This window comes from Paenibacillus chondroitinus NBRC 15376 (assembly GCF_004000765.1).
GTDB classification, from domain to species: Bacteria; Bacillota; Bacilli; order Paenibacillales; family NBRC-103111; genus Paenibacillus_E; species Paenibacillus_E chondroitinus.
Genome location: NZ_BILW01000004.1, coordinates 272,996 through 286,344 on the forward strand (window position 1 = coordinate 272,996; position 13,349 = coordinate 286,344).

Here is a 13,349-nt window from a genome sequence, read left to right on the forward strand (position 1 = left end):
TTATCTATATAAAGATGGAAGATTGGCTAACGCTAGAGGCTCGTAGATCCGAATGTGCCCTGTCCAACCGGCAGGCTGTTTTCGGGCGAGCGGGCCTTTAGCGGTTACTGCTTTTTAATATTTTGCCTGTCTATGAAAAGGAAAATTGTAGTTTCATAGTGTTTGATTAATGAATAACGTGATTGGTTGGAGGAACGCAAGGTGGCCCAATATACGCCGATGATTCAGCAATACTTGGCCGTGAAGGCGCAGGTCCCGGATGCTTTTTTGTTTTTTCGTCTGGGGGATTTTTATGAAATGTTTTTTGAAGATGCCATCAACGCTTCCCGTGAGCTGGAAATCACCTTAACCGGAAGAGAAGGCGGCGCAGACGAGAAAATTCCGATGTGTGGCGTGCCTCATCACTCGGCTGAGAATTATATGTCTCGTTTGATCGAGAAGGGCTACAAAGTAGCGATTTGCGAACAGGTCGAAGATCCTGCTGAGGCCAAAGGCGTTGTCCGCCGCGAAATTGTCAGGATTGTGACACCGGGTACGGTCATGGACAGCAAGCTGTTAGGGGAATCCAGCAACAATTACATTGTTTCTCTGGTAAGCCGCGAAGCAGGGTATGCCTTTACGGCATGCGATATTTCAACCGGCGAGTTGTATACGACGAAATTAGCTCCTTCCTGGGAGCTCGTTGTAGATGAGCTTAATGTGTACAACCCGTCCGAGATTATTACGGATGCGGCTTTATTAACGACAATTCGCGAGTCCGGCGTCACTTGGGGACGGAGCACGGTATTAACCGAATGGACGCAGTCGGACGAGAAGCTGCTGGACGAGCATTTTGCAGAAGATTCCGCGCTTTCCGGTTTATCGGCACTTAATCGTAACGGCGTGGCTTTACTGCTGGCTTATTTGAAAGAAACGCAGAAACGTGCCCTTACGCACGTGAAACATATAAGGGTCTATGAACCTGACCAATTTATGACGATGGATCCTTTTACACGTAGAAATCTTGAACTCGTAGAGACAGTCCGCGAACGCGCGAAAAAGGGCTCCTTGCTTTGGCTGCTCGACAAAACCGTAACGGCAATGGGCGCACGGATGCTGCGCCGCTGGATCGAGAAGCCGCTCATGAGCGTTTCGCGCATTGAAGAGCGTCTGGAAGCTGTCGACTTGCTTTACAATCAGCTCATCGTACGTGATGACGTGAAGCAAGCGTTGAAGGAAGTCTACGATTTGGAACGTCTAGTAGCGCGCATCTCTTACGGTAATGCGAATGCCCGCGATATGGTCGCTCTGAAGCATTCCTTGCAGCAGGTGCCGTTACTGCAGGAAGTTTGCGCACAATCGGGTTCTGCAACGCTGCGTAAGCTTGTTGAAAATATGGATGTCTGCGACGATGTGATGTCGTGGATTTCCAACGCGATTGTCGATGAGCCTCCGGTATCCATCCGGGATGGCGGAATGATTCGTGAAGGCTATCAGCCTTACCTGGATCAACTGCGTGAGGCAAGCACCAACGGGAAGCAGTGGATTGCGGAGCTGGAGCGCCAGGAACGCGAAGCGACGGGCATTAAATCGCTTAAGATCGGCTACAACAAAGTGTTCGGTTACTTCATTGAGGTGACCAAAGCGAACATGTCGGCGCTTCAAGAAGGCCGCTATGAACGCAAACAAACACTGGCGAATGCGGAACGCTACGTCACGCCGGAGTTGAAAGAGAAAGAAGCGCTCATTCTGGAAGCGCAGGATAAAATGATTGATCTGGAGTATGAACTGTTCACGGAGCTTCGCGACCGGATTTCTCAGCATATCTCCAGATTGCAGAAGCTGGCGGAGGTGATCGCGACCGCCGACGTATACCAATCGCTGGCTGCTGTCAGCGCGGCGCAGCATTTCCGCAAGCCGGAGATCGGCGAAGGCTTCGATCTCCAGATTGAAGAAGGCCGCCACCCTGTCGTAGAGGCGGTCATCCAAGACGGCTCGTTCATCGCGAACGATACGCGCCTTGAGGATGAGCAGGGCCGCATTCTGCTCATTACCGGTCCGAACATGGCCGGTAAGAGTACATACATGCGGCAAGTCGCCGTCATCTGCCTGATGGCGCAGATCGGGTGTTTCGTGCCTGCAAGATCCGCGCGGATTCCGGTCACGGACCGGATCTTCACGAGAATCGGAGCGGCCGATGACTTGATCGGCGGGCAGAGCACGTTCATGGTCGAGATGATGGACATCCAAGTGATGACGGAGAAAGCGACAAGCAAGAGCCTCGTCATCATAGATGAACTCGGACGCGGCACTTCAACAGGAGAAGGCATGGCGATTGCGCAGGCCGTTATCGAGTTCTTGCATGACCGTATCGGCTGCAAGACGCTTGTATCGACCCACTTCCATGAGCTTGCGCATCTGGAAGAAAGCCTCCGCCATCTGCGCAATCATTGCATGGCGGTCAAGGAAAGCGGCAGGCAGGTAACCTTCCTGCGCAAGCTTATTCCTGGGGCAGCTAGCACGAGTTACGGCATTTATTGTGCCGAAATCGCCGGGCTGCCGGATACGATCATTCAGCGCTCCTACGAGCTGCTGAATGGCTTTGAAGAGCGGGCGGCGGGCTCTGCCCAAGTCGCCGCCGCGGTGGCGGACGTTGTTCCTGCGTCCGCCCCGATTCAGCAGCTGTCCCTCTTCGAGGAGGACAGCACGGCGGCTGTGTCCGGCAAGAAGAAGCCGGATACCAAGTCTCAGCTGGTGATTGATCAGCTGAAAGGGATTGATTTAATCAATATGACGCCTCTGCAGGCGCTGAATTTGGTCTATGAATGGAAACAAAAGCTGCAATAAAACGGATGGCACTCATCTATTCATTTTATAAAACCCAAGGAGAGACGCACATGAAAAATCAACCTAGATTGAAAAAAATGAAGGTAACTTTAGCTCTCGTCTCTGCTTTAATGGCCGTATTGCCTGCTAGCGCCGCATTAGCCCAAGAAGATTTGCAAACCATGCAAGTCAGAGAAATTATCGGGAAAATGCATGTGAGCGGGGTAACGGAGGAAGCCTTGGCCGGTCAAAGTATTAAACAAATGATCGATGGATTGAAAGATCCTTACACCGTTTTCTTTAGTAAAGAAGAGTTTGGCCAGTTCTCCAGTTCTTTGGAAAATAATTATGTTGGTATGGGTGCACGCATTGGAATTGACGAAAAAGGCGTATACTTAACCGAAATTTTTGCAGGTTCAGCTGCCGAAATCGCCGGTTTGCAGCGGGATGACTACATCCGTGCGGTAGACGGTGTGCCTGCCTCGACAACATCCATCGATGAAGTGCGCAACAAAATCATCGGTGTGGAAGGCTCGAAAGTAAAGATTACAGTGGCTCGCGGAGAGAAGGAATTGACCGTTGAGCTTACGCGCAAAGGGGTTAACGTCCCAGAAGTGTACAGCCACAGCTTTACGAATGGGGTAGGATACATCCAAATTACAGATTTCTCCAGCGATGCGGATGAGGATTTTGATACACAGCTTGCCGCGCTTCAGGCCAAAGGTTTGAAATCGTTGATTCTGGATGTGCGCAATAACCCCGGAGGCCTTGTGGACACCGCGCAGAACATTGCGAAGCATTTCGTGAAAGACGGCGTGCTCATTCATACGAGAGACCGCAATGGCGTCGATGATCCCGTATTGATTCAAGGCGGGAGCGAGCTATCGATTCCAGTTTATATTTTAGCCAATGAGAATAGTGCCAGCGCATCGGAAGTGTTGTCAGGCGCTTTGCAGGATTATAATGTTGCGAAAGTAATCGGTATGCAAACTTATGGCAAAGGAAGCGTACAGCAGCTGTATCAGCTAGATAACAACAGCGCATTGAAAGTGACGATTGAAGAGTATCTGACACCGAACAAACGGAAAGTGAACAAAGTCGGCATTACGCCAGATGTGAAGGTAGATGGACCAGCCGCTCAATTTATTACAGCCTTGCACACAGCAGGCATCCCTGATGTTCAAGTTGACATCTCCAATCATTTGGTGACATTCAATGGGGTTGAAGTTAGCAGCGGTTTCGGAAACTTCCATGAAAATGGTAAATTGTTTGCGACTTCTCGCGGATTGGCAGCCTTAGTTGGTGCGACTATTACATGGAATGAAGCGAACCATACCGTCGATATTTCCGACAGCAAAGGGACTCATGCCATTCCGGTTGAGGATGACAAGCTTATCATCGAAAATGGTACAAGCTATGTGAATGTTGACCTCTTCGCGCAATATTTCCCGCAACTGCAAGTGAAAGAGCAAGGAGATCATGTTTCCATCCGAGCTGTAAAGGGGAACTAGGGTATTATGGGTAAAATCCAGCTTTTAAGCGAACATATCGCGAACCAGATTGCCGCAGGGGAAGTGGTGGAACGCCCTTCCTCCGTCGTCAAAGAGCTTGTTGAGAACTCGGTCGATGCAGAGAGCACACGGATTGATGTCACCATCGAAGAAGGTGGGCTGCAGTTGATTCGCGTGTCGGATAACGGGACCGGTATGGCGCTCGAAGACTGTGAATTAGCCTTCCAGCGGCACGCGACGAGTAAAATTGCGACAAGCAAAGATTTGTTTTCGATTCGCACATTGGGTTTCCGCGGCGAGGCATTGCCAAGTATCGCGTCGGTCTCCCGACTGGAGTGTGTGACGAGCTCTACCAGTGATGGTTTAGGGCGGAAAATCTCCATCGAAGGCGGGACCATTCGGACGGTTGAAGAAACAGCCGCTTCGCGCGGGACCGAAGTGACGGTAAGAGATTTATTTTATAACACGCCTGCGCGACTCAAATATATGAAAACGATCCAAACCGAGCTAGGCCATATTTCGGACTATATGTACCGGTTAGCGCTAGCTCACCCCGGCATTGCCTTCTCGTTGAAGCACAATGGCAATATGCTGCTGCAAACGCTGGGCAACGGCGATTTGCTTCAAGTGATCGCCGGCATATACGGCACAGCCATCGGCAAGCAAATGCTTCCACTCCAAGTGGATAGCTTGGATTACACCATCACGGGCTTCGTTGCGAAGCCCGAAATGACGCGCGCGAATCGCGGCGGCATATCGACCATTGTGAATGGCCGATACGTCCGCAATTTCGCGCTGAATCAAGCGCTGCTGCAGGGGTATCATACCCTGCTGCCGATCAACCGCTTCCCGGTTGCTGTGCTGCAAATCGGGATGGACCCTGCTCTGGTGGATGTGAATGTGCATCCATCCAAGCTTGAGGTCCGCTTCAGCAAAGAAGCGGAGTTGACCGCTCTAATCGAGGCCGAGGTCAAACGATTATTCGGCCGTCAGGTCTTGATTCCTACGGGAAGCAAGCCGTCAGCCCCGAAGGGCGCCTATATTCAGGAGCAGCTCGATCTCATGCGAACGATTGAACCGTTAGCAGCACCGAATCCTAGCGTTGCAAAAGCAATGGAAACTCCGATGGAAACGGATGCTCCGCGGATTCAAATCAAAGAAAGCGTGACGTCTTACAAACCTGAGCCGCAGAAGCCTGTATTTGATCCGCCGGCGAGAACGGCAGAACCTAAATCATGGTCTCCTCCTGCGGAGGTTCAGAGACATACAGCCACTCCGAGTCCGTCCTATTCCAATAGGACCTCATCATCGCAGGCGGCCAGCTCATATTCGCCGGCAGCCGCAAATCCAAGACAAGTTTCGATACAGCAGCAGCGCCGCACGAATGAAGCCTTCATGGATTTGCTGCCTTCGCATGAAGAGAGCGATCAGCCGAAGCTGCCAGCTTTTCCAAGCTTAGAGCCAATCGGCCAAATGCATGGCACCTATTTGATTGCACAAAATGGCGATGGCCTATACTTAATTGATCAGCATGCTGCACATGAGCGGATTAATTATGAATATTATTATGAGCGTTTTGGCAATCCTGCTGAGGCAAGCCAAGAACTGCTTGTTCCGATAACACTGGAGTTTACGCCTTCAGAGGCTGGGATTCTCGCGGATCGATTGTCGCTTTTTGAACAAGCCGGCGTGTTTATGGAAGCTTTTGGCGGCAATACGTTCCTGGTTCGCGCTCATCCTCATTGGTTCCCGTCAGGGGAAGAAAAAAGCATCGTCGAAGAAATGTGCGAATGGGTGCTTAGCGAGAAGAAGGCGGTTGATATCGCCAAACTGAGGGAGAAAGCAGCGATTATGTGTTCCTGCAAAGCCTCCATTAAAGCGAATCAAGGGCTTAGTGTCTTAGAGATGGAGACCCTTATTGACCGTCTTGCGGGCTGCCGAAATCCGTATACATGTCCGCACGGACGACCTATTGTTGTTAGTTTTACGACCTATGAACTGGAAAAAATGTTTAAGCGAGTGATGTAACCCCGTGATTGTAACGACATCTTTTGATCCTTCGATTGAGATAGTAAGCAAGGCCGGACGATTGGCTGAGGCTTATGGCGGCCGATTCGTCCCCCGAAGGAAGTATTCTTTGGAACATCTTAGGAAAAATAATAAGGATTCTGCCCTTCTGCTTGTGACCAGGGAAGAGATCAGGTACTATGAAGATGACCATCCTGCAGCATTTTTCCATCCCAGTATGGCACTCGTTCGCGTGAAGCGTATGCTTAGAGGTGAAACGGACCTATTAGTTGAAGCCTCAGGTGCGGCAAGCGGCGATGTTATTGTGGATTGTACAGCAGGTTTAGCGTCAGATTCGATCGTGTTCTCCTTCGCCGTCGGCGCGCAAGGAAGCGTTACTGCCGTAGAAAGCGAAGCCATTCCGGCCATGTTGATTCAAGAGGGCTTAGCGCTCTACGAATCAGAGGTTGCGGAGCTTAACGAGGCCATGAGGCGCATATCGGTCATCAAGCAACATCATCATGCCTATTTGCAACAATTAGGTTCAAAAAGCGTGGATGTTGTATACTTTGATCCGATGTTTCGCAATCCCATCGAAGAATCCCAAGCGATTTCTCATCTTAGAAGGAATGCGAACGATGAGGCCGTCACGCTGGATTCAATCGATGAGGCCAGGCGCGTTGCACGCAAAAGCATTGTGCTCAAAGAAAACAGAGACAGCAAGGAATTTGCGCGTCTTGGTTTTGAGCATGTATTACGATCGACGACCAAAACAACGTATGGAGTGATTCGACTGTGTTAGCCCCATCAGCCAAGCCGAAATTACTCGTGCTTCTTGGTCCCACGGCAGTTGGCAAGACCAAGCTTAGTTTAGAAATCGCCCAGAAGTTCGGGTGCGAAATTATTTCCGGAGATTCCATGCAGGTCTATCGGGGGATGGATATAGGAACAGCCAAAGCGAGCGAAGCTGAACAGCGCCTAGTTCCGCATCATTTGATTGATATTCATGATCCTTCCTACCCTTTTTCTGCAGCGGAATTTCAAGAACGTGTGAAAGCGTTAATCCTTGATATCCACTCGCGTGGAAAGCTTCCATTTATCGTTGGCGGTACAGGCTTATATATTGAGTCCGTCTGTTATAACTATCAATTTACAGATGTCAGTATGGATGAAGCGTTCCGTCTTGAGCAGGAGGCCTACGCGATTCAGCATGGCGACGAAGCCCTGCACTTGAAGCTGCGTGAAATTGATCCGGAAAGCGCAGACCGCCTGCACGCAAATGACCGTAGACGGGTGATTCGGGCTATGGAAATCTATCATGTCTCCGGTGAGACGATGACTTCCCATTTGGCCGCCCAGAAAAAAGAGTCCCCGTACGAACTATGTATCATTGGACTGACGATGGATCGTGCGCTTCTCTATAAGCGCATTGAAGAGCGCATCGACGAGATGATGCAAGAGGGACTCGTGGACGAGGTGCAGTCGATTTTGTCCGCAGGTTGTCCGAAACAGGCTATTTCTATGCAAGCACTCGGCTACAAAGAAATCGTCAGCTATTTGGAGGGCGAGCTCACTCTTGATGCGGCTGTGACGCTGCTGAAGCGAGATACACGCCGTTTTGCCAAGAGGCAGCTGTCCTGGTTCCGGCATATGAAAGATATCAACTGGGTGGATGTAACGGAGCCGGCAAATTTTTCTGACCATTTCGAAAAGATTAGTGATATACTAGCAGGAAAGTTTGTACATAAAATTGAATATAATTAACAAATATGACCACTAGAAAATAGCGCCGTCAGGCGATAGTTTCATTCCATTAAGGGGGACCTACTGATGAACCGATCCATTAACATTCAGGACAACTTTTTAAATCAACTTCGCAAAGAAAGCATTCCCGTAACCGTCTATCTTACGAATGGGTTCCAAATCAGAGGGCTTATCCGCGCATTTGACAATTTCACGATTATCATTGACAGCGAAGGCCGTCAGCAAATGGTGTACAAGCATGCCATTTCTACGTTCACGCCGCAACGCGCTGTTTCTTTAATGGCTGCAACGGAAACAACGGAATAATATTCCTTTACTCGTTTGGTTTTGCAACTTTTTAATGGACTGAACCGTCTAACCGAATAGACACTTGTGGGAGCAACCTTGTTTAAGGTTGTTCTTTTCTTGGTTAATAGATAAAGAATTGTACAACGAGGGAGTCGGTGGATTTGGAGAGACCTACGAATAAACAGTCAACAACGAATACCAAAACGAAACCACAAGGCAAGAAGAAAGGTCCTAAAAAAAAGAAGTTTAATTTTCGCAAATTAATCTTAGGTACCATTATAGCAACGATATTGGCAATCATTTGTGCAATGGCTATTTATATTGTCGTTATTATGAACGGCTTTAAGATTCTGGAAACAAATATCGATAAAATCGAGACGACGACGGAATCAACCCTTATTTATGCGCAGGAAGAAGGCAAGGATGCACAGCCTAAGGAAATCGCCAAGATTTATAAAGGCGAGAACCGGGAGAGCGTGAACATCAAAGACGTTCCGGAACGATTGAAGCAGGCGTTTATTGCGACGGAAGATCGCCGGTTTGAGCAGCACTCCGGTGTAGACTTCTGGGCGATTGGCCGAGCGCTGGTCAAGGACGTTATTCATATGAGCGCCGTTGAAGGCGGAAGCACCATTACCCAGCAATTAGCCAAAAACGTGTTCCTAAGCTCAGAGAAAACAGCGTTCCGTAAAGGAACGGAGATGTCCATTGCGTTTGCTTTGGATGAAAAGTACACCAAGGATGAAATTCTTGAGCGTTATTTAAATCGCATTTTCTTTGGCAGCAATGCTTATGGCATTAAAGCGGCAGCCAAGGTTTACTTTGGCAAGTCCAATTTGAATGACTTAGAGATATGGGAAATGGCTACATTAGCCGCTTTGCCGAAGGCACCTTCGAAATACTCGCCGTTAGCGAATCCGGATCTGTCTAAGGAGCGAAGAGGTGTTGTGCTCAAATTGATGGCAGATCAAGGTTATATAACAGAAGCTGAACGTGCGAAAGCAGCGGCTGTGGATTATACACCTCCTGCGGCGGCAGCAACGAGCACCAAGGATTATGCCAGCTACGTGGATTACGTGATGAATGAAGCGGAAGATATGTACGATATTGATGAAGATGAATTGTTGACGAAGGGTTACCGCATCTACACAACGATGAATACGAAGGCGCAACAAATCATGGAAACAACTTACGCGAATCCGAGCTTTTTCCAGAAGGATGCTACGGATGGACAGAAAATTCAAAGCGCCATGGTTATTGTAGACAACAAAACAGGCGGTTTGATGGCGATGATTGGCGGCCGTGATTACAAATCGCGTGGATTCAGCCGTATTTATTCCAAAAGGCAGCCGGGTTCTTCTTTTAAACCAATCGCTGCATACGGACCTGCCCTAGAGAGCGGGGATTATACACCGTATTCCATATTAGATGATTCTCAAACTTCATTCGGGAATGGGACGTATTCGCCACGCAACTATGACCGTGTAACGCATGGTCAAGTCACGATGCTTGAAGCCGTGAAAAAGTCGTATAACTTAGCTCCAGTCTGGCTTCTAGATAAAATGGGCGTAGGTGCAGGTATCAATTTTGCTAAAAACCTGGGCATCCAGCTGAATCCGACGAAAGATAGAAACTTGGCTATCGCCCTAGGAGGTCTTACGGATGGGGTTTCGCCACTGCAAATGGCAACTGCCTATTCAGCCTTCGCGAACCAAGGATCACTTAACAAAACCCATGCGATTCTTCGCATAACGGATGCTCAAGGGAAAGAAATCGCTGCTTATAAAGCAGAGAAGAAACAAGTGATTCAGCCGAAAACCGCTTATTATATGACCCTTCTTCTTCAAGGAGTTGTCGAAACAGGCGGCACAGGTACGAAAGCGAAATTCAATCGTCCTGTCGCAGGTAAAACAGGGTCAACCGGTTTGGATATTAAAGGTATCGAGCAGTATGACCGTGACGTCTGGTTCGTTGGTTATACGCCGGAGTGGACGGCGGCCGTGTGGGAAGGCTTTGATAAGGTAGATTCGAAGCATTACGTGACCGTCGGAAGCGGAGGCACGGCGGCAATTTTCAAAGAGATCATGTCCAAGTCACTGGATGGCGTTCCTGTCACCAATTTCGTTAAGCCGGCGAATGTGCCGACACCAACGGAGACGCCTACTGGAGTTACCGATCTAGCGGCTGTTTATGAGATTGATAAGAAATCTGTTAAACTAACATGGACACCGGTTGGCGAGAAGACGAGTTATAATGTGTACCGTAAGGGTTCCAAGGAGACGGATGCTAAACTTCTGATCCAATCACCTACGCCAATCGTGAATGACTCGTCCGTATTCAGCGGGGAAACGTATCAGTATTATGTTGTTCCGTTCAGTGCAGATACGAATGTCGAAGGCGCTAGGTCCAATGTGGCTTCCGTGGAAGTACCTAAGGATGACACGCTTCCGGATGGAACGAAGCCGTCTACATCGCCTGGAGTGTCGCCTACACCTTCACCAGGCAATGGGATGGACCCGACAAATCCGACGCAATCACCGGGAACGAAGCCTACACCTACGCCAACGCCGGGTAACACGGTCAAGCCAGGTGGAAGCCCGAGTCCAAGTACAAGTCCATCTCCGAGTTCAAGCCCGAACGCAAGCAATGGACCAAGTCCGACACCAACGCCTCCAACCAAACCGGGGAATGGAACTCCGGATAAACCGAAGGATGGCAAGCCAGATGGGGAACAAGTTATTGTTCCCAAAACGCCGTAATGAAGTTATTTGAAACCCACCACTAGACGGAGGAATTTACAATGAACCTGCTTAAACCAGCGAAACTATTACCACTCACATTGATCGCACTTACAATGCTTGCTTCGGCCTGCGGTAACAAACCAACGGAAACTGCCGGCGGTACGGCTACGCCAAAAAGCGGTGCCACAGCGCCGGCTGCTTCTGCTGCTGCCTCACCAGCTGCTACTGCAGCGGCAAAGCAATGGAGCAAAGCTCCGGATATGACGATTGATACAAATAAAAATTATCAAGCGGAAGTGACGACGTCGAAAGGTTCGTTCACGATTGATCTTTATGCGAAGGAAGCTCCCAAAACGGTTAACAACTTCGTGTTTTTATCCAAAGAGGGCTTTTACAATAATGTGACGTTTCACCGTATTATCAAATCATTTATGATTCAAACAGGAGATCCGCAAGGAACGGGCATGGGCGGTCCTGGCTACAAGTTTGCGGATGAGCTCAAAACCACGCACAAATACGAGCCCGGTACAGTCGCAATGGCGAATTCCGGTCCCAATACGAATGGCAGCCAGTTTTTCATCTGCTCAGGCGATGATTGCGCGAACTTGAACCAAATGCCGAACTATACCATTTTTGGGAAAGTGACGCAGGAGGGGATGGCAACAATAGCCAAAATTGCTGACACGCCTGTAGAAAAGGGCGGAGAAGCTACGCCAAGCAAACCGAAAGAAAAGGTAACAATCAATTCCATCACGATTAAGGAAAAATAGAATAAATTACAATGTATTGACATTACTATGGAAAGTTTGACGGGAGGGATGCCGAGTGAAACAACCCTGTTTATTGTTCCACGGATTTACAGGTGGGCCTTATGAAGTTGAGCCGTTAGCTCGGCATTTGCGTGAACGCGGTCAACTTTGTAAGGTACCGGAGCTCCCATGGAATGGGGATGCCAATAACCAACTGAAAACTTCCCGCTGGGAAGATTGGGTGAGGGCTGCCGAAGAGCAAGCGGAGAAAATGACGCAAGAATACGGCGAATTTGACATGGTAGGCTTCTCGATGGGTGGTTTGCTGGCAGCATATTTATCCGTGAGATACCCGATTCGCAGGCTCATTTTATTAAATACGGCAGTCATTTATGTAAGTCCAGGGCGGATGCTGGAAGTGATGCGGGATGAATGGAAATATGAGCGGAAAATTTCGCTCGACAAGGCCAAATCAACACCACTGAGAGCCACTTGGCAGTTTGCGCGGCTAGTTAACAAATTAAAGCCCGAACTGAGTCAAGTGAGTATTCCTACGTTAATTGCACAATCAGAGAAGGATCAAGTGATTCATCCACAAAGTGCGCGTTACATTTATAGCAAAGTGAAGGGTCAACGTGAGCTCCATTGGCATCCGAGATCCAACCACCTCATTTGCCATAGCGAGGATGCGGCTGCATTGTTTCGGCAAGTAAGCGCATTTTTGGATAAGGAGCACCTGGATGACAGCCAAATCAAATATGAACCATAAGCAACGAACGGTTTCCCCAAAACCGCGCAAAGCTGCGAAACCATCTTCAAAAGCGGCTCCAAAGTCAAAACTTCGCAGAAGGCTAGCTTATTTATTCCGAACATTTATCGTTGTGTTCCTTCTCGGTGTAGCTTGGATAATTTACGTACAATGGAAGGTGCAAGTCGCTCCAGACCAAGTTTTGCCTAAGCAGGTTGACGTCGGAATTGTACTAGGCGCATCACTGCGTCAAGATATTCCAAGCCCAGGGCTTCAGGAACGTTTGGATTTAGCTGTTAACTTATATAAACAAGGAAAGTTCAAACAACTGATCGTAAGCGGCGGTTTGGATCATAATGGCTCTAAACTGACTGAAGCAGAGGGCATGCGCAATTATTTAGTCCAAAAGGGGCTGCCCGCCAAAAGCATTCTGATCGAACCGCGGGCGACAAGTACGTACGAGAATTTGTTGTTCTCCAAGCAAATTATGGACGAGCAGGGCTTTGTGAGCTCCATCATTGTGACGCATTCTTATCATGGCTCGCGATCGCTTGATATCGCGGAAACGGTTGGATTGAAAGAGCCGCTCGTTTCATCCATCGATTCCAAAGTCCTGTTCATGCCGTATCATGAAGCTAGAGAAACGCTTGCTTACACGAAATGGATATGGGACAAGCTGCTGCTCAAGGTAGGCGTCTAAGTGGAACGGACTCCAGTTCCGCTGAGATGCTCGTTA

At 48.9% G+C, this 13,349-nt stretch carries 10 protein-coding genes; all 10 read left to right on the forward strand.

Annotated features, from left to right (window positions below; all coding sequences use genetic code 11):
- Nucleotides 1–201 precede the first annotated feature (201 nt).
- The 10 genes from mutS to PCH02S_RS07665 all read left to right on the forward strand — a co-directional run bounded on the left by mutS (nucleotide 202) and on the right by PCH02S_RS07665 (nucleotide 13,313).
- Nucleotides 202–2,826, forward strand: a complete 2,625-nt coding sequence (gene mutS, locus PCH02S_RS07620) for a DNA mismatch repair protein MutS (protein ID WP_127451625.1) — start codon at nucleotides 202–204, stop codon at nucleotides 2,824–2,826.
- Nucleotides 2,827–2,876: 50 nt separating this feature from the next.
- Entirely contained in the window at nucleotides 2,877–4,316 is a 1,440-nt protein-coding gene (locus PCH02S_RS07625) for a S41 family peptidase (RefSeq protein ID WP_246068982.1), read from the forward strand.
- Between the two features lie 6 nt (nucleotides 4,317–4,322).
- Nucleotides 4,323–6,344 (forward strand): DNA mismatch repair endonuclease MutL, encoded by a 2,022-nt coding sequence (mutL, locus tag PCH02S_RS07630; RefSeq protein ID WP_127451627.1) that lies wholly within the window; start codon nucleotides 4,323–4,325, stop codon nucleotides 6,342–6,344.
- A gap of 109 nt (nucleotides 6,345–6,453) precedes the next feature.
- Entirely contained in the window at nucleotides 6,454–7,125 is a 672-nt protein-coding gene (locus PCH02S_RS07635; RefSeq protein WP_276562751.1) for a class I SAM-dependent methyltransferase, read from the forward strand.
- Nucleotides 7,119–8,087, forward strand: coding sequence for a tRNA (adenosine(37)-N6)-dimethylallyltransferase MiaA (gene miaA, locus PCH02S_RS07640; protein ID WP_127451631.1), 969 nt, complete (start codon nucleotides 7,119–7,121; stop codon nucleotides 8,085–8,087). The genes PCH02S_RS07635 and miaA overlap by 7 nt, the downstream gene beginning before the upstream one ends.
- 66 nt (nucleotides 8,088–8,153) lie before the next feature.
- Nucleotides 8,154–8,393 (forward strand): RNA chaperone Hfq, encoded by a 240-nt coding sequence (gene hfq, locus PCH02S_RS07645; RefSeq protein WP_127451633.1) that lies wholly within the window; start codon nucleotides 8,154–8,156, stop codon nucleotides 8,391–8,393.
- Nucleotides 8,394–8,536: 143 nt separating this feature from the next.
- Entirely contained in the window at nucleotides 8,537–11,134 is a 2,598-nt protein-coding gene (locus tag PCH02S_RS07650) for a PBP1A family penicillin-binding protein (protein WP_127451635.1), read from the forward strand.
- 41 nt (nucleotides 11,135–11,175) lie between these two features.
- Nucleotides 11,176–11,886 (forward strand): peptidylprolyl isomerase, encoded by a 711-nt coding sequence (locus PCH02S_RS07655; RefSeq protein WP_127451637.1) that lies wholly within the window; start codon nucleotides 11,176–11,178, stop codon nucleotides 11,884–11,886.
- Between the two features lie 55 nt (nucleotides 11,887–11,941).
- On the forward strand, nucleotides 11,942–12,634 hold the full coding sequence (locus PCH02S_RS07660; RefSeq protein ID WP_127451639.1) for an alpha/beta hydrolase: 693 nt from the start codon (nucleotides 11,942–11,944) through the stop codon (nucleotides 12,632–12,634).
- On the forward strand, nucleotides 12,606–13,313 hold the full coding sequence (locus tag PCH02S_RS07665) for a YdcF family protein (protein ID WP_246068983.1): 708 nt from the start codon (nucleotides 12,606–12,608) through the stop codon (nucleotides 13,311–13,313). The genes PCH02S_RS07660 and PCH02S_RS07665 overlap by 29 nt, the downstream gene beginning before the upstream one ends.
- Nucleotides 13,314–13,349: the final 36 nt, after the last annotated feature.